The organism is Staphylococcus sp. GDX8P80P (genome assembly GCF_017893095.1).
In the GTDB taxonomy this organism is placed as follows: domain Bacteria; phylum Bacillota; class Bacilli; order Staphylococcales; family Staphylococcaceae; genus Staphylococcus; species Staphylococcus borealis.
This window is the reverse complement of the sequence record NZ_JAESMI010000008.1, coordinates 1-19,024: the sequence shown is the minus strand read 5'-3', so window position 1 is coordinate 19,024 and position 19,024 is coordinate 1. Positions and strand designations below refer to the sequence as shown.

At 35.9% G+C, this 19,024-nt stretch carries 15 protein-coding genes; 3 read left to right on the top strand and 12 right to left on the bottom strand.

The genetic code is table 11. From position 1 onward, the window contains the following. Nucleotides 1-89: 89 nt before the first annotated feature. On the bottom strand, nt 90-584 hold the full coding sequence (locus tag KA858_RS00975) for a P-loop NTPase family protein (protein WP_210134774.1): 495 nt from the start codon (nt 582-584) through the stop codon (nt 90-92). 176 nt (nt 585-760) lie between these two features. Here KA858_RS00975 and KA858_RS00970 point away from each other — a divergent pair, with 176 nt between their 5' ends. Beyond that, on the top strand, nt 761-1,651 hold the full coding sequence (locus KA858_RS00970) for a fructose bisphosphate aldolase (protein ID WP_011274776.1): 891 nt from the start codon (nt 761-763) through the stop codon (nt 1,649-1,651). A gap of 624 nt (nt 1,652-2,275) precedes the next feature. Here KA858_RS00970 and KA858_RS00965 read toward each other — a convergent pair. The 3 genes from KA858_RS00965 to KA858_RS00955 form a co-directional block, all read right to left on the bottom strand. Further along, a complete protein-coding gene (locus KA858_RS00965) occupies nt 2,276-3,127 on the bottom strand; it encodes a class I SAM-dependent methyltransferase (RefSeq protein ID WP_210134773.1) in 852 nt (283 codons plus the stop codon). A gap of 173 nt (nt 3,128-3,300) precedes the next feature. Further along, nucleotides 3,301-4,740: a 6-phospho-beta-glucosidase gene (locus KA858_RS00960; RefSeq protein WP_210134772.1), complete on the bottom strand. Its 1,440-nt coding sequence runs from the start codon at nt 4,738-4,740 to the stop codon at nt 3,301-3,303. 38 nt (nt 4,741-4,778) lie between these two features. Next, nucleotides 4,779-6,680 carry a beta-glucoside-specific PTS transporter subunit IIABC gene (locus tag KA858_RS00955; RefSeq protein ID WP_210134771.1) on the bottom strand — a complete coding sequence of 634 codons (1,902 nt, stop codon included), beginning with the start codon at nt 6,678-6,680 and terminating at the stop codon, nt 4,779-4,781. A 178-nt stretch (nt 6,681-6,858) separates the two neighbouring features. Here KA858_RS00955 and KA858_RS00950 point away from each other — a divergent pair, with 178 nt between their 5' ends. Then, the gene (locus KA858_RS00950) at nt 6,859-7,563 is read left to right on the top strand and encodes a GntR family transcriptional regulator (protein WP_210134770.1); all 705 of its coding nucleotides are present in this window, start codon (nt 6,859-6,861) and stop codon (nt 7,561-7,563) included. A gap of 54 nt (nt 7,564-7,617) precedes the next feature. On the opposite strand, the gene lqo is transcribed toward KA858_RS00950, so the two are convergent. From lqo to KA858_RS00930, 4 genes are all read right to left on the bottom strand, one after another. Then, the gene (gene lqo, locus KA858_RS00945) at nt 7,618-9,111 is read right to left on the bottom strand and encodes an L-lactate dehydrogenase (quinone) (RefSeq protein ID WP_070855240.1); all 1,494 of its coding nucleotides are present in this window, start codon (nt 9,109-9,111) and stop codon (nt 7,618-7,620) included. A 375-nt stretch (nt 9,112-9,486) separates the two neighbouring features. Next, nucleotides 9,487-10,323: a pyruvate, water dikinase regulatory protein gene (locus KA858_RS00940; RefSeq protein ID WP_174841341.1), complete on the bottom strand. Its 837-nt coding sequence runs from the start codon at nt 10,321-10,323 to the stop codon at nt 9,487-9,489. Nucleotide 10,324: 1 nt separating this feature from the next. Further along, entirely contained in the window at nt 10,325-12,952 is a 2,628-nt protein-coding gene (gene ppdK, locus KA858_RS00935) for a pyruvate, phosphate dikinase (protein ID WP_210134769.1), read from the bottom strand. A gap of 207 nt (nt 12,953-13,159) precedes the next feature. Next, nucleotides 13,160-14,041: a LysR family transcriptional regulator gene (locus tag KA858_RS00930; protein ID WP_210134768.1), complete on the bottom strand. Its 882-nt coding sequence runs from the start codon at nt 14,039-14,041 to the stop codon at nt 13,160-13,162. 128 nt (nt 14,042-14,169) lie between these two features. Between KA858_RS00930 and KA858_RS00925 the strand changes: the two genes are divergently transcribed. Beyond that, nucleotides 14,170-14,940 carry an SDR family NAD(P)-dependent oxidoreductase gene (locus KA858_RS00925; protein WP_156304889.1) on the top strand — a complete coding sequence of 257 codons (771 nt, stop codon included), beginning with the start codon at nt 14,170-14,172 and terminating at the stop codon, nt 14,938-14,940. A gap of 98 nt (nt 14,941-15,038) precedes the next feature. On the opposite strand, the gene mbcS is transcribed toward KA858_RS00925, so the two are convergent. The 4 genes from mbcS to KA858_RS00905 form a co-directional block, all read right to left on the bottom strand. Then, nucleotides 15,039-16,634, bottom strand: coding sequence for an acyl-CoA synthetase MbcS (gene mbcS, locus KA858_RS00920; protein ID WP_210134767.1), 1,596 nt, complete (start codon nt 16,632-16,634; stop codon nt 15,039-15,041). Nucleotides 16,635-16,801: 167 nt separating this feature from the next. Next, nucleotides 16,802-17,275, bottom strand: a complete 474-nt coding sequence (locus KA858_RS00915) for an antibiotic biosynthesis monooxygenase family protein (protein WP_210134766.1) — start codon at nt 17,273-17,275, stop codon at nt 16,802-16,804. Between the two features lie 71 nt (nt 17,276-17,346). Continuing rightward, nucleotides 17,347-17,559: a sterile alpha motif-like domain-containing protein gene (locus KA858_RS00910; protein WP_053028911.1), complete on the bottom strand. Its 213-nt coding sequence runs from the start codon at nt 17,557-17,559 to the stop codon at nt 17,347-17,349. 117 nt (nt 17,560-17,676) lie between these two features. Beyond that, a complete protein-coding gene (locus KA858_RS00905) occupies nt 17,677-18,858 on the bottom strand; it encodes a M20 family metallopeptidase (protein WP_210134765.1) in 1,182 nt (393 codons plus the stop codon). Nucleotides 18,859-19,024: the final 166 nt, after the last annotated feature.

Below are 19,024 nucleotides of genomic sequence, written 5' to 3'. Positions count from 1 at the left end.
AACAAAAATATTCACTAAGACAAAATTTTATAAATTAAATTATCTAATATTTGTATGTTTTTAAATGAATTTTAAATTAAATCTCGTAATCATAGGTTTAATTTTGAATAAATTGATTGCGTATTTCCAATAACCCATTGCGTATGATGTTGCGTTTGTTGATAATAGGCGTCTACTTTGTCGTAATTATTTTTAGGGAAATCCCAAACATATTTGAGAAAAGCTAAACTTATTGTTTTAGGGTTGCCACCTACTGTTGGCTTTCTAAATGCAGTCATTAGATAACGCTTGATGACACGGTATATACACTTCCCCCTCGACTCTTTAATCCAAATCACTGTCGTTGCTCGTTCTAATCTCATGAGTAATGTATTTGAATAATGGCCATCAATAATCCAAGATGGCGTTGCTACAATTTCTTTCAACTGAGCGTGCAAGAATTCCGGCGTTACAGTCTCTTTATCGTTAAGCCATTGTATGTTATCGATGTGATACAAAGGTATCTTATAATTCTGTTGTATACGCATTGCTAACGTTGATTTTCCTGAACCTGGGCTACCAATAATCAAGATACGATGTTCCATGTTTTTTTACCTCGCATATTTTTTTGAAAATGAGTCATACAACAAAATTAGTACAATTTATGAAACTATAAACTGTAAAATAAGAATTTTCAATAAATATAAGTTTTATAACTTGAGAATGTACTTCTTTTTTATCATAATGAATATGAAAGTTAATTAAAGGAGTGGAAAGAGTAATGAATAAAGAACAATTAGAAAAAATGACAAATGGGAAAGGTTTTATCGCAGCATTAGACCAAAGTGGCGGTAGTACTCCTAAAGCATTAAAAGAATATGGTGTAAACGAGGACGAATATAGTAATGATGACGAAATGTTCCAACTTGTACACGATATGCGTACTAGAGTTGTAACTTCACCTTCATTCTCTCCAGACAAAATTTTAGGTGCTATCCTTTTCGAACAAACAATGGATCGTGAAGTTGAAGGCAAATACACTGGCGACTACTTAGCTGACAAAGGTGTTGTTCCTTTCTTAAAAGTCGACAAAGGTTTAGCTGAACAACAAAATGGTGTTCAATTAATGAAACCTATCGATGATTTAGACGATACATTAGACCGTGCGGTTGAACGTCACATCTTCGGTACTAAAATGCGTTCTAATATCTTAGAATTAAACGAACAAGGTATTAAAGACGTTGTTGAACAACAATTTGAATTCGCTAAAAAAATCATTGCTAAAGGTTTAGTACCAATTATTGAACCTGAAGTTAACATTAACGCTAAAGACAAAGCTGAAATCGAAGAAGTATTAAAAGCTGAACTTAAAAAAGGCTTAGACGCTTTAAATGATGATCAATTAGTGATGTTAAAATTAACTATCCCAACTAAAGCTAACTTATACAAAGAATTAGCAGATCATCCAAATGTTGTACGCGTGGTTGTATTATCAGGTGGTTACAGCAGAGACGAAGCAAACAAATTATTGAAAGACAACGATGAATTAATCGCAAGCTTCTCACGTGCATTAGCAAGTGACTTACGCGCTAGCCAATCACAAGAAGAATTCGATAAAGCATTAGGCGACGCAGTAGATTCAATCTACGACGCATCAGTAAACAAAAACTAAGGTGCGAAGAAAAGCGCTTAGGTCGCGAGCAATAACGAGCTATGAGCAAAAATCGTTCTTTGATTTTAGCGATTAGCGTATTATTGCCGAACGACCTGCTTTTCGTAGCCCGTTCATCACTAGGTGCGAAGAAAAGCGCTTAGGTCGCGAGCAATAACGAGCTATGAGCAAAAATCGTTCTTTGATTTTAGCGATTAGCGTATTATTGTCGAACGACCTGCTTTTCGTAGCCCGTTCATCGCTAGGTGCGTAAGTGAGCGTTTATCACTAGGTGCGTAAGTGAGCGTTTAGGTTGTGAGCAATTACTAGCGTTAAGCAAAAACTGTTCTTTAGTTTTAGCGCGATGCGTATAATTGTTGAGCAATCTGCTCACTGTAGCCCTCTCATCACTCCTGTGAAGTTCTCTATAACTTCACTCGAATGATTCAAAGCCGACTGGTTATTTCGACCAGCCGGCTTTTTTAATATCTATTATTTGTAGAATTGTTCCAATTTTTGTTTTGTTTCTTCAATAAAAGCATTTAATTCTTGTTGTTTTTTCTCATCTTGTAATGCACTTTGACTTCCTTTCATAAATCTGTGTGTTCAAATTTTACGATATAGTACGCCATTTTATACATCTCTTTAGACATGAATCAATACTTTACCAAATTTACCACCAGTAATGACAGGTATCGTATCACCATATTGATCTTGTAAATAGCGTTTCACACTTGCAAGTTGTTGCGTATCTAGTTCCACTTCAACTTCTTTTAACCATTGAGGTAGTTGCTGCATAACATCATCTAGCGTTCTATCATTGTGTTGTGTATGTCGTTCGATTAATGTCTCATACGTGTAATCATTGACATATAATAACTGCAATAAGTAATACATATCTGCTGTCATAACTTGACTTGTTTCCCCTAGAAATGCCACAACTTCATCAACAATTGAATTCTCTTTAGGACCAGCAATTAAACTAACATATACATATTTTTGTGCGATATCAATAGCTTTATTAACCGCTTCCCACGTCGTCACTGCCGGGCACATAGACGCAAATACTAAATCATAATGTCCTAGCTCTTCCTTTCGAGCATCTTCAAACGATTGATGAATGGTTTCTAGCGTTACACCATAATGGTGGGCATTTTCCTGTAACATCTCATGTAATATGGGTGATGGCTCTAACGCTGTAACGGTTGCGCCTTCTTTAGCGAATGGCACACTAAAGACACCAGAGGCTGCACCGACATCTAATATACTCAAATTGCTAAATGCACCTGTTTGTCTTTCAATCCAATCCATAATACGTTTCGTTCGTTGTTGGCTTTCTTCAGTAAATGACTGCTTATTAAAATGTTGTGCCCACTTTTCAAATCCAGGCGCAAAGGGATCTCCTAAACCTGCACGTTTCATCCTTTTATCTTGTGTATTAGGATCGTCTTCCCACGCTTTCTCCCAATATTGATTACTAAATATATCTTTCCGCATAAAGAAACTCCCTTGTCTGATAGTTATAGTCTCATCTTACCCTCTCACATATAATCAATAAACTGATTCGCTTTATACTAAAAAAGCTCTCAATCACTCTATAGTATAAAGACAAAACGCTAGAGTAATTGAAAGCTTATTATTATTCTATTCTCAATAATACATCTTAAATGTTATAATGTTTCTCCGTTTGATTCGATTACTTTACGATACCAATCAAATGAGTCTTTCTTCGTACGTTCTAATGAACCATGACCTTCATTATCACGATCGACGTGAATTAAGCCGTAGCGTTTTTTCATTTCACCAGTTGTAAATGAAACAATATCAATAATACCCCATGGTGTATAGCCCATTAAGTCTACACCATCTTTATCTACTGCATCGATAGCGGCCTTAATATGTTCACGTAAATATTCAATTCGATAATCATCATGGATTTGTCCATTTTCATCAAATTCATCTACAGCCCCAAAGCCATTTTCAACAATAAATAATGGAATTTGGTAACGGTTATATAGGGCATTTAATGTGTAACGTAAACCGACTGGGTCAATCGCCCAACCCCAATCACTCTTCTTAATATAAGGATTATCAACTGAGTTTGGTAAACCACCGTTAACAACGTTATCTTCTACACTTGATTCATTATCATGTTTTACAACTGTAGACATATAATAACTGAATCCAATGTAATCCACCGTACCTTCACGTAAAATAACGTCATCACCCTCTTGCCAACCAATGTCGAAGCCTTCACGTTCAAACATCTTCGTCGCATAACCTGGGTAATAACCACGAACATGTACATCTGGGAAGAAGAAACGCATACGACTTGCCACTTCTGCTTCCATAATATCTTCTGGATTACAGCTATAAGGATAAATTGGCACGTGTGAAATCATCGCCCCGATTTCAAAGTCAGGATTGATTGCTTTACCAATTTTAACCGCTTTGGCACTCGCGATTAATTCATTATGCGCCACTTGATACAATACTTCCTCTTTATTATCGTCATCTGATAATGCAACACCAGAATTCGTCCATAAGAAGATTGGGTTATTGATCTCCATTTGGTTGTTTATTTCGTTAAATGTCATCCAATATTTCACTTTATCTTTGTAACGTTTAAATACCGTTTCCGCAAAATGCGCAAAGAAGTCTGCCACTTTACGACTTCTGAAACCACCATATTCACGCGCTAAATGTAATGGCATTTCAAAATGTGAAAGTGTAATCACAGGTTGAATGTTATATTTCAATAATTCATCAAATAAGTCATCATAGAATTGTAACCCTTCTTCATTCGGCTTAACTTCGTCCCCTTGTGGGAATATTCTTGTCCATGCAATTGACGTTCTTAAACACTTCAAACCCATCTCACTAAACATTTTCACATCGTCTTTATAACGATTATAGAAGTCAATACCTACATGATTGGGATAGTATTTGCCTGGTTCTACATCTTGTGTGATTTCACGTGCTTTACCGTGTGCGCCAGCTGTCATCACATCAATCACACTTAATCCTTTACCACCTTGATCATAACCACCTTCGAATTGATTGGCCGCTAATGCGCCACCCCATAAGAAATCATTTGGTAATTTAGACATAGTTAAAACTCCTCTTCCAAATTATTAATCATACGTTATTATTTCTTAACAACTGTCATAATCTTATCTTTTGCTTTTACATTTTGCGTATCGGCTATAATAACATCTTCAAATTCATCACTATTTGTGATTAATATAGGTGTAATCATGTCATAGCCTTGTTCTTTAATATAACTTGCATCAAATTTCAATATAGGTTGTCCTGCTTTCACTCTTTCATTTTCAGAAACAAGTAAATAGAAACCTTTACCATTTAACTTAACTGTATCTAAGCCTACGTGCACTAGAAGTTCAACGCCATTTGATGATGTAATACCTATAGCATGTTTACTAACTGCCACCATGCTGATCGTGCCATCAATAGGTGCTTTAATCTCATGACTTTCCGGTTGAATTGCAACGCCTTTACCCATCATTCCTTGAGAGAATATAGGGTCATCAACTTCAGATAAAGGTACAATCAAACCATTTAATGGTGCATAAACATCGCTTTCAAGCTGTTCGTTCGCTATTGTTGTGTCGTTGTTAACCTCGTGACCTTCATCAACTTCAACACCTTCCACTTTCTCAGTCACATCTTCACCGTACCCAAGGAATTGAATTAGAATAATAGGTAACACAATGGCAATGATTGAACCAATGATAATTCCCCATATAGATGTTGGATTCTGTGCATTATAACCATTTACAATTGTGATTGGACCTGGAAGGCCAGCATAGGCATAATATTTAGGGTTAAAGAAACTAGCAACTAAGGCACCGATACCACCACTGATACATGCGATAATAAATGGTTTCTTAAATCGTAAGTTAACACCATACATTGAAGGCTCAGTAATACCAAAGATACCCGTAATACCTGCTGATAAAGACACTTTCTTTAACTCTTTATTTCTTGTTTTAAGGAATACACCCATTACAGCACCAAACTGTGCGATAACTGCAATCGTTTGAAATGCTGAGAAAGCATCACTCTTATATTGTTCAAAGTTTGCCAATACCATAGGTGTTACACCCCAGTGAACCCCAAAAATAACGAATACTTGCCAGAATGCACCAATCAATAAACCTGCTAACCATGGTGCGACTGCCACTAACCAGTTAAAGCCCTGTGCAATGCCATGTGCAGCACCAGATGCTAATGGTCCAATGATTAATAATGTAAGTGGCACCATTATTACAATACTAAAGAAAGGTACAAACAATGGTCGTATGACTTCATGAATATATTTATTTAAATTTTTTTCAACATATGAGAGTACCCATACTAAAAGCAATGGCGGTAAGACAGATGACGTATAACTGGTTTCACTTAATGGAATACCAACAAATGTAAATGTCTCGCCACTACCAATGCGTTCGACAATACCTGCCAAGTCCGGGCTAACCAAAGCCGCACAACAAGCTACTGCAATATACGTATTCACTTTGAAATGTTTAGATGCGGTAATGGCTATAAAAATAGGTAAAAATGTAAACGGAGACCATGAAATAAAGTTAAAAACTTCATATGTTCCCGTTTTCTCAAAAGTCGGAACAACGATCTTTGTAATAATTAAAATCCCTTGTAAAATACCTGCTGCGGCCAAGATATAAATAAATGGCGCAAATACTGCTGACATTGTTGCAATAACTCGGTTTAAAATCGTTCCCTTTTCGACATCATCGTCAGAAGCGTGTTGACTCTCTTCACCAACGAGTCCCTCAAATTCTCTGTAAACACTCGCGACCGCATTGCCAATAACTACTTGAAACTGTCCATTATTTTCAACAACAGTAACCACACCATCAAGTGCCGATACTTTTTTCTTCGCGTCTGGCACAGATCGTTTCAAAACGATGCGTAGTCGCGTTGCGCAATGCGTGTAGTTGACGATATTATCCTCTCCACCTACTGCTTCAAGAATGTCACTCGCCAACCGTTTATCTTTTTCACTCATGACACAACCTCCCAATCAATTAAATAACTTCTACAAAATGCAAACCCTTTCACAACTTATTATAATTATACCGGTACAATTTGTAAATGATTTATTTTGAATTATACCGGTACAATTTACAAATCGGTGTTAAAATTTGCTATACTATATTTGAATTTCAAATAAAGGGAGTAAAATGATGTTAAAGTACGAACGCATTGCACACGAAATTACAAATGCTATTTCAAATAATGAGTATAAAGTTGGCGATAAACTTCCTAGTGTAGAACAATTAAAATCTCAATATCAAGTCAGTAAAAGTACCATCATTAAAGCATTAGGCATGCTACAAAAAGATGGCATGATTTACCAAACACAAGGCAGTGGTATTTATGTCCGAAACAAAAACAAATCAGGTTATATTAACTTGTTAAAAACAAAAGGGTTCTCAGACAATCTACAAGGCCATCAAGTCACAAGTAAAGTCTTAACTTTTAAATCTATCACGCCAAATGATGAAGTGAGAGAACATTTACGCTTAACTGACGAAAATACTAACGTTTATTATGTTGAACGGATTCGCTATTTGGACCACAACCCGCTATGTATTGAAACATCCTACTTCAATCAATCATTAGTTACGCACCTTGACCTTGCGAGTGCAGAGCGTTCAATATTCGACTATCTTCAGTCGCAACTTAAGATCAATATAGGTTTCTCGGATATCTATTTTTATATCGACTTTCTCTCTAAACAGGAAGCACAGCATTTAAATCTCAATCTAAACGATCCATGTATGCGTCATGATTTGACCTTTTATACCACTAAAGGCATACCTTTCGATTATTCAAATATTGTCTATCATTACAAATATGCCAACTTTTTTATTCCTATAGAAAGCTAAAAAAAGCGTCTCCTGAGATTCAAAATCTCAGGAGACGCTTTGCTTAACTTCTATTTATTTCGCGTCTTCGTAATAACCTAATTCAAGGTCTTTAGACGTTTGACGACGTATTTTTCTCATTAACTCAACATCTTCGATTAATGATTTACCATATGAAGGAATCATTTTTGAAATTTTAGCATTCCATTCACCGATGTGTTCTGGGAAGTTCTTTTCAAGTACTTCTAAAGCTACAGATACTGATGTTGATGCCCCTGGTGATTCACCAAGTAAAGCAATTACTGAATGGTCTTCAGAGTTAACCACTTCTGTACCGAATTGGATAAATCCTTTACCTTCTTTTTCAGTATCTTTAATAACTTGAACACGTTTACCTGCTGTGTATAATTCCCAATCTTCATCACGTGCTTCAGGGTAGAATGTGCGTAAGTGGTTCATACAACCTTCTTTAGTCATGATGATTTGATCAAATGAATATTTAATCAATGGTAAGTTTTTAACTGCAGCAGCTAACATTGTTGTAATGTTATATGGTTTGATAGATTTGAATAAATCTAAGTTTGAGCCATTTTTAAGGAACTTAGGTCCAACATTAGCAAATGGTCCAAATAATAACGTACGTTTACCTTCGATGTAACGTGCATCAAGGTGAGGTACTGTCATTGGTGGTGTACCTGGTGGTTCTTTACCATATACTTTCGCATCGTGTGCTTCAATCACTTGTGGATTTGTACATGCTAAGAATTGACCAGTAATCGGGAATCCACCTAAATGTTTACTTTCAGGGATACCTGTTTTTTGTAGTAATGGAATTGCTGCACCACCGGCACCAATAAATACATAGTCAGTAACTTCTTCAAATACGTTACCAGATTTAAGGTCTTTGATTTTAACTTGCCATTTACCATTAGATAAACGTTCAAAATCAAGCACTTGATGACTATATTTAACTTCAACATGCTCGTCTAATTCTAAGTGACGTGCCATTTTACGAGTTAATTCACCGAAGTTTACGTCAGTACCTTCGTCGATTTTACTAGCAGCCATTTTGCCGTCATCAACGCGGCCTTGCATCATTAATGGAATCCATTTTCTCATTACTTCAATGTCTTCAGTATATTCAATGTTATCGAACATTGGAGATTGTTTCATTGCTTCGTAACGTTTTTTCAAGAATTCTTTATTATTAACGCCTCTAACAAAACTAATGTGTGGAAGAGGATTAATAAATTCTCTAGGGTTCTCAATATGTCCTGATTTCACTAAGTGACCCCAGAATTGTTTTGAGATTTCAAATTCTTCGTTGATTTCTTTTGCTTTTTCAATGTCAATCGAACCATCTGGTTGTTGAACTGTATAGTTCAATTCACAAAGTGCAGCGTGACCAGTACCAGCATTGTGGCGTTCATTAGAACTTTCAAGACCTGGTCGATCCATACGTTCGTAAAGCTTGATATTCCAATTAGGCTCAAGCTCATTTAACATAGAACCAAATGTTGTACTTAAGACACCAGCACCAATTAAAATGACATCTTTTGATTCTGCCATGGTTGTACACCTCTCCAATTTTATTAGTTAACAACTAAAAAGCTATTACTTACTACTCTTTCTCCCTAACCATCAAGTAATATCTTTTTATATTAAGATTGTTAAGCCTTTCATTTCTATGTTAAAACAAATATGGTAAATTGTAAATTGGAGAAACTTAATTAAAAATATTTTTTTATACAAAATCGAATGAATCCACACTAAGTGTTTTTTCTCATCATAAGGTAATTGTAAATAAAAGCCTTTCCAGCCTCAATTATTATCATAAAATACGATGAGGGGGAGCGGAACAGAAACAAATTTCGGAAAATTTTATTTCTGTCCTGCTCCCCTTAATTTCCATCATTCTAACTGGACTGATAAATTGATTTTGCCTTATGATTGCAATTTAGGTTGTAAGAACTTTTCAATATAAAATGCTGACTCTTCAATTGATTTATATTCTGTATTGATGACAGTCGCATTCAATTTCTTAAAGACTTCTTCAGCATAGATCAGTTCTTTCTTGATGCGCTCTAAGTTATTGTAACGAGATTCACTAGACAAGCCTAGTGTCTCAGCACGATTCTTTCGAATATTGGCGATATATTGTGGACTTGCAGTCAAGCCAAATACTTTTAGCCCCTTTTGCTTATACACGTTATCAGGTATTTCAATTTCTGGCACCAATGGTATATTAGCGATTTTGTAGCCTTTATTAGCTAAATACATACTTAATGGCGTCTTAGAAGTTCTTGATACACCTACAATGAGTGCATCCGCTTCGCCAATATCAGTAAAATGCTTGCCATCATCATATTTAACTGAGTATTCAATTGCTTCAATCCGTTTGAAGTATTCATCATTTAATTTTCGTAAAGCGCCACTTTCCATTAACGGATGGCTGTGTGTCGTCTTTTCAATAATTCCAATTAAATCAGACATATAGTCGACGTAAGGAATATCATGCTCTCGTGCAAATTCATGGCCTAGTGCATTAAATGATTCACTCACTAATGTTGTTGCAACAATCGCATGCTGTTCACGCGCCAAATTTAAAATATTTAAGAATTCCTCTTCATCCTTAATATATGGGAATTTCTTAATTTCTACATTATGCAAATTTGGAAACTGCGTTAATGTGGCATGAATCATTCTTTGCGCTGTCTCACCAATGGAATCTGATACAATAAATAACTTTAACATTTGTTCGTTTGAATTCGTTTCTTTCACGTTATTGCTCGCTTTCCTCCGCTTGACTCTGAGCTGTTGCTAAAATTGCACCTGGAACTCGGAATGGTGAGCATGACACGTAGTCTATCGCTAGCTGATTGAAGCGACGAATAGATTTAGCATCTCCGCCTAATTCACCACAAACACCGATTTTAATGTTAGGATTCACTTTCTTAGCTTGTTCAACTGCAATTTCAATCAATTTTCCGACACCATCTCTATCTAACGTTTGGAATGGGTCAAGCTTCAATATATTACTTTCAGTATACACATTTATAAATTTGCCTGCATCATCTCTAGAGAAACCATATGTCAATTGTGTTAAATCGTTTGTACCAAAGCTAAAGAAATCACAATGTTGCGCTAACGTATCTGCAATTAGACATGCACGCGGTGTTTCAATCATTGTACCGATTAAATATGGTACGCTGTCCCCTTGTTCTTTCTCTAGTTTATGAATCGTCTCAACAAGTTTATCTTTAAGTGTAGTAAATTCTTCTACAGTTGAGACGAGTGGAATCATGATTTCAGGTTTACATGTTATACCCTCTTTTTTAAGTTTTAATACGCTTCCCATGATGGCTTCAACTTGCATTTCATATAATTCAGGATACGTGATTGCAAGTCTACAACCACGATGTCCTAACATTGGATTCACTTCGTGTAAGTCAACAATACGTTTATTTAACACGTCTTTAGGAATATTTAATTGTTGTGCTACATGTTCAACATCTTCATCTGAATTAGGTAAGAATTCATGTAATGGTGGATCTAGAAGACGCACAATCGTCGGACGTTCACCTGACAGTCTAAAGATAGCTTCAAAGTCTTCTACTTGGTACTTTCGAATATTATTTAACGCTTCAACACGTTGTTCATAGGATGAAGATAATATGAAGCGACGCATTTCAACTAAACGCTCTGCTCCGAAGAACATATGCTCAGTTCTAACTAAACCAATACCTTTCGAACCGAACTCATAACCCGCTTTAATATCTTGTGGTGTTTCTGCATTCATGCGCACATTTAGTCGTGCAATATCTTCGGACCATGACATAAATTGATTAAATTCTTCACTATGTTCAGCACTAACTGTTTTGATTTCACCAATATAGATGTCCCCTTTTGAACCGTCTACAGAGATGGTATCGCCTTCGTGAAGTTCTCCGCCTTCGTAATACACCGTTTTAGCTATTGTATTAATTTCCAAATCTGAACATCCTGTCACACAACATTTACCCATACCACGTGCAACGACAGCCGCATGAGATGTCATACCACCATGTGTCGTCACAATTGCTTCACTTGCAATCATACCTTCAATATCTTCTGGAGATGTTTCAGGGCGCATTAAGATGACTTTATGTCCTGATGCTGCTTGCACTTTCGCATCCTCAGCTGAAAATACAATTCGCCCTGTCGCTGCACCTGGACTCGCAGGTAAACCAATTTTTGAAATCTCAGTAGCTTCTTTTAACGCTTTGTCATCAAAATTAGGATGTAATAATTGATCTATTGATTTCACGTCAACATTTAACATTGCTTCTTCTTTCTTAATCACACCTTCAGCGACTAAATCTACTGCAATTTTAATTGCTGCACGTGCCGTACGTTTACCATTACGTGTTTGTAATAAATAAAGTTTGCCATTTTCAATTGTAAATTCAATGTCTTGCATATCTTTATAATGTTGTTCCAGTTGCTTTGTTACATCTACAAATTCTTGATGTACATCAGGCATTTGGTCATGGAGTGTCGAAATATCTTTAGGTGTACGAATACCTGCTACAACATCCTCACCTTGTGCATTTAATAAGTACTCACCAAACAATTTATTTTCGCCACTAACCGGGTTACGTGTAAAGGCAACACCTGTACCACTATTGTCTCCACTATTACCGAAGACCATTTCTTGAATATTCACGGCTGTACCAATGTCATGAGGAATGTCATTTAAATCACGGTATATACGCGCACGATCATTATCCCAAGACTTAAAGACTGCTTCGATTGCTTCTTCTAATTGTTTTAAAGGTTCTTGCGGAAATGGTTTATACACTTCTTCGACATAAATCTCTTTAAATCGTTCACAAATCTCTTGTAAACCTTCAGCTGTAATCGCAGCATCATTCTCAAAGTTATGACGTGCTTTGTAATCCTCAAAGTATGTATCAAATGATTGCATTGGCACGTTGTATACCACTTCACCAAACATTTGAAGTAAACGACGATAGCAATCATATGCAAAGCGTGCATCGCCTGTTTTATCAGCTAACTTATTAACATTATCATCATTTAATCCTAAGTTCAGAATGGTATCCATCATACCAGGCATCGAAATTTTAGCACCACTACGCACAGACACAAGTAATAAATTGGCATCTGATGAGAAACTTTTACCAGTTCTCTCTGAAAATGCAGCAAGATGATCAATTAATTGTGTTTTCACTTCTGTTGATAATGATTTGCCTTGACGTAAATACTCAATACAAGCAGCAGTCGTAATCGTAAAGCCATCAGGTACAGGTAAACCTAATCGTTTCATTTCAGAAAGGTTGGCACCTTTACCACCGAGCAAATCCTTCATCGATTTTTGTCCTTCATCAAAAGCATAAATAAATTTAGTCATTATAATGTCACCTCAATTAATTATTATGTCATACTAATTAATATTGAGTATGTCATATAATCTATATAAATACAATTAAAAACATCACATTTATGTTAAAGGTTTATAAAAAAGACACAATTAAAGCGTTACATAGACATTAGAATACGTATCATTACGTCTATTTCACACGTTTTAATTGTGTCATACTATTTATATAGTTATGGATTATTGGATATCATTTTGAAAATAATGTGTTACAAATGCCTTAAATGATGTCGCTACTTCTGTAAAATAATGGGCTTTTTTATATGCCAAACCAATCATGCGGTAACAACGTTCATTATCAATGGGTATCGCTACAATTTGCTCATCAAGTCCTCTTAAAGCTTGCTTAGGCGTAAATGAAACGCCAATATTCATCGCGACTAATTTTAAAATTGCACTCGAATCTTCAACCTCGATTTGATAATTTGGAACAATTCCTTCTTGTTCTAAGATGTCATCTATCCTATCCCGAAAACCATAACCTTCTATTTGACCGATTAATCGTTCGTCTTTAATCTGTTGTAAATTAATAGTGTCATATTGAGCAAACGGATGATCTTTACTAATTGTTAAATAAATGTCATCTTGAATGATTGGTTCCCAGATCACGTCTTTATGTTCAATTTTAGATGACGCTATTGCAAAATCCACGTCATTATTTAATATTAATTGCGTAGCGCGTTCAGACACAGCTTGATACTGTTTCAACTTGATATTCGGATGTAGTGCCACATAGCTTTGAATGAGCGATGGCATTACATGTGGAAAGGTAATAGCAAACGAAACTTGACCACTTTCAACACCGATTAATTCTTTAATGATACGTTCACCTTCATTAAGCTCCCTAACTGCACTATTCACATAATTCAGCATTAATTCACCATAACGATTTAAATAGATTTGTCGTCCTTTTCGATCAAATAATGCTACACCCAATTCATCTTCAATTGAAGCTATCGCTTTACTTAAGGCCGGTTGCGAAATATTTAATTGCTTAGCCGCTTCCGTCATATTATTCATTTTAGCCACAACTTTAAAATAGTTCAGTTTAGTCATTTCCATATCTTACACCTCTTTTCATAACTTTAAGTTATAAAAATATAATTATTATGAATTATACATTATTTATTGCGGGTGCTACCATTAAATCGTAATGGCAATTATTTCAGCTTTGAAAAAGGGGGATCATTATGAGATTAGAAAATAAAGTTGCTTTAATTACTGGTTCTGGTGGTGGCATGGGCTTTGAAACAGCTAAACGTTTCGCCGAAGAAGGTGCAACAGTCATTATTTCCGACCTTAAGGAAGACATCGTTAATCAAGCCGTCGACACATTATCTAAAACGACAGATCAACATGTCTATGGTTATGTTTTAGATGTTTCTAAAGAAGCGAGCGTCGAAGCAACCTTTAAACACATTAAACAGGACATTGGTAAATTAGATATACTTATCAATTGCGCTGGTATTACTGGTGCAGATAAAACGACGGACCAACTCACAGAGGAAGAATGGGATCAAGTATTTGCTGTTGATGTAAAAGGCGTGTTCTTCTGTACAAAACATGCGGTGCCTTTATTACGTGACAATGGTGGCGGTTCTATCGTCAACTTCTCATCTATTTTAGGATTAGTTGGTACTGATGAATTAACACCTTATGCAGCAGCAAAAGGTGCTGTGACAAACATGACACGTCAAGATGCTATCAGCTTTGGTAAAGATCATATTCGTGTTAACTCTGTACATCCAGGTACAATTTTAACACCTTTAGTGAAGAAATTAGGGGCTGAAACAGAAGGTGGCTTAGACGCTTATACTGCTAAAATGTCTGAACGTCATCCAATTGGTTATTTAGGTGAACCTATAGATGTCGCTAATGCTGTATTATTCTTAGCAAGTGACGAAGCACGCTTTATTACAGGTGCAGCATTAACGGTCGATGGTGGTTATACAGCGAGATAATCATTGCGACCTATAACGCAAAATGTAGACGGGAGTGGGACGACGAATTCAAAAAGAATTCTGTCCCACTCCCGTCTTTTCATTCATTAAATATTCTATTATTTAAAGCCGTTTGCTTTATTATATTTCTCACGCTCTGCATCGCGTAATTCAACACGACGGATTTTACCTGAATTTGTTTTAGGTAGTGACGTTACAAATTCAATTGCACGTGGATATTTATATGGTGCAACTTCATTCTTCGCAAAGGTTTGTAATTCTTTAACTAGTTCGTCATTGCCTTGATAGTTATCTTGTAAAATAACGAAAGCTTTAACGATATTACCTCGAATTTCATGAGGACTCGCAACAACAGCACATTCTTTTACTGCTGGGTGATTAGTTAAAGCATCTTCAACTTCAAATGGTCCAATTGTGTAACCTGAACTAATGATAATATCATCTCGGCGACCTTCAAACCAGAAATAGCCATCTTCATCAATATGTGCTAAATCTCCAGTAATATAATAGTCACCTGCTTGAGCTGCTTTTGTACGTTCTTCATCTTTATAATAGCCTTTAAATAAACCTGGGAAATCAAGCGGTAATGCAATATTACCTTTAACATTTGTTCCCACCTGTTGGCCTTCATCATCAACGATCGTAACACGACTGCCCGGAATTTCTTTTCCCATAGACCCTGGTCGTGATGTAGTGTCTTTCAAGAAACCAATCAATAATGTACTTTCAGTTTGGCCATAACCATCACGAACTGTTAAATCAAAGTGATTGCGGAATTGTTCTACCACTTCACGGTTTAATGGTTCTCCTGCTGATACTGCACTATGTAAGTGGTCTAAATTATAATCTTGTAAATGATCCAATTTCGCCATCATACGATATTCTGTTGGCGTACAACATAAGACGTTAATTTTAAAGTCTTGTAATAATTCAAGATAACGTGAAGGGTTAAATTTACCGTTATAAACAAATGCTGTGGCACCTGATCCCATAATTGATAAGAATGGACTCCAAACCCATTTTTGCCAACCTGGCGCAGCAGTTGCCCACACTAAATCATCTTCTCTAATGCATAACCAGTGTTCTGGCGCCATTTTCATATGTGCATAACCCCAACCATGAGAATGTGTAACAGCTTTAGGATTACCTGTTGTTCCAGACGTATAAGATAGAATTGCTAGATCGTCTCTTGATGTACGCGTTATATCAAGTACATCACTTTGAGATGCTTTTTCGTCTTCGATGCTTGTCCAACCCGTTTCATGTCCATCAACAATAAATTTTGTTAATGTGTCATACTCTTTAATACCTTTAAATTCTTCGATGAAGTCTGATTTGGCAATCACGGCTTTAATTTCACCATGTGTAATACGGTATTGTAAGTCTTTTGTTCTTAACATTTCAGAACTAGGTATAATCGCGATACCTAATTTTAGAGCAGCAAGATAAAGTTCATATGTCATGATTGCGCGTGGCATCATAATTAATACTTTATCGCCTTTTTGAAGTCCATGATTTAATAATACATGTCCCACTTTATTTGCATTTTTGATTAGTTCTGAATATGTCACTGTAATTGGTTCGTCTACCCCATTTTCATAAATGAGGGCTTTCTTAGATGTATTAGAAGCATGTTTCTCAATTTCAGAAACAATATTGTAAGTCTCTGGTGCCAATAAACTTGAATTATCCATTACTATACTCCCTTTCAGTTCGACCTTATTTATTATCTTATCAAACGCTTTAGTCCGATGAAATCAAAAGCCTTTATGTAAACGTTTTAATCCTACGTTGAAAAAAGAAAAAGATTAAGCACAGATGCCGAAAAATGACGACAAATGGCTTAATCTTTACATCTATATTAAAAAATATTGCTTAAATTTAATTTTGATTCTAAACCTGCTAACTCAATTCGCACATTATATGATAAATCACGATTCACAATGTCACGATCAACACCTTTATCAGTGCCTCTATGTTTATGCGTTTGACTATATTCATTGGAATTTTGCCAATCATAAAATGCCTGACGTTCTTCCCATAAAGTTAAAATAATATAGTGTCGTCCTGCTACTTTCGGACGTAAAAATCTTAAAGCTTTAAATCCTGGTACATTTTGTAAATATTTAGGACGTTCTAAGAATTTCTTCTCAAATGCATCCTCCATACCTTCATTGACGTACAAATGATTTAAAACACAAAAAGAATCATTAGATAAATCATCAATTACCTCTAATACATCATATTGATGTTCATCGTTATTTTTCTTTATTGAAATGATGTTGTCGCCCTTTTCTTCTACTACATATGTTTTATAACTATCTTTTAAAATCATGATTCTTATCCTTCATTTCTAAACTAGCATTGAGCTACGATTTAATTTGCATATCTATATTCATTCGGTCATTATAATTGGCTTTGTTCATAAAGCGAGATAGATCGCTTCACGATTTCTAAAAATTCATGGTCCAATGTTGCAATTGTCGTAAAATAGCTAAGTATATTGTCAGAGATACGCTCATACTTAGGAAAATGTTGATCTTGACTAATCCAATGTGCAAGTTCTCCCAAAGGGGTTTGGTCACCAATAAATCCTTGCATAAACTCGTAAAAACTCATTATCTCACCCCAGCGTTTAGATATACGCTTATACTATCATGATACGTAGTATTACACTAGTACTGAAAAGCCAACACTTTTTGAAGTTGTGTTGGCTAAAGTGAAATAAAATTGGATTTATTTAGAAGTCAAATAATCTAACACAACTGCACCTACAGCTTCTGCTGCGACTAACATACTTTTCTCATCAATATTAAATTTAGGGTGATGATGCGGGTACACTTTACCATCTTGTGGCGCAGCACCTGAGTAAATAAATGTACTTGGTAATGTTTTAGCATAAAATGCAAAATCTTCTGATGGGGGTTGTGCTTCACATTCTTCTACCCCTTTTACGTCATCTAAATCAGCGTTTTTAATTGTTTCTGCTACATAATTCGTAAATTCAGGGTCATTATAGAGTGCAGGGTAATCTTTACTGAACTCAAAGTCACATTTAACACCAAATGTGGCTTCAAGACCTTCAACCATGCGTTGTAATTCTTCAGCAATGCGATCACGTGTAGCATCTGTTAGCGCACGAACATCACCTTCAAGTTCAATTTTATCTTTAATCACATTAAATTGACCTTTACCATCAAATGAACCAATCGTTACAACGCCTGTTTCAAATGGGTTGAGTCGACGGGAAACAATCGTTTGCGCAGTTGTAACAAAGTTTGCACCAGCAACAATCGCATCATTTGCAGTATGTGGTGATGAGCCATGACCTCCTTCGCCTTGAATCGTTAATTTAAAGTATGAACGACCTGTTTGCACATTTTCAGGGCGGTAGAACACTTTACCAGGTTCCATATTAGTCATCACATGTGTACCAAGCACATGATCGACACCATCTAACACGCCATCTTCAATCATACCTTTGGCGCCACCTGGAGGCATTTCTTCAGCAGGTTGATGGATCACAATCACTTTACCATTTAATTGATCTTTCATTTCAATTAATGTTTCTGCCAAGATTAACATGTACGCTGTATGCGCATCATGTCCACATGCATGCATAACGCCGTCATTTTTAGACGCAAATGATAAGCCCGTATCTTCTTGAATTGGTAAAGCATCAAAATCTGCTCGAATCGCAATCGTTTTTCCTGGTTTGCCACTGTCGATTGTCACTTTCACACCATTTTGGCCGACATTCGTTTCTACTTCACAATCTTTATCTTTATAAAATTCTGCGATATATTTCGGTGTTTCTGACTCTTTGAATGATAATTCTGGATGTTCATGTAAGTGTCTACGTATTTCAATCATCTTTTCCTCTTTTTCTTGTAGACGTTTTACTAAATCTTTCGTCATGCTATCCACTCCTTTTTTCTCATTATATGCCTTTCTCTATTTTCAATGTTGCGCTACGGTTTCTTATAACTTACATCATTTTTAATTTCACATCTCTGTATGGTCTTCTCTTCCCGAAAAAAAGAAGCATATGCAAGTTTCAAAGAATTTGGGCTGACCCCAATTA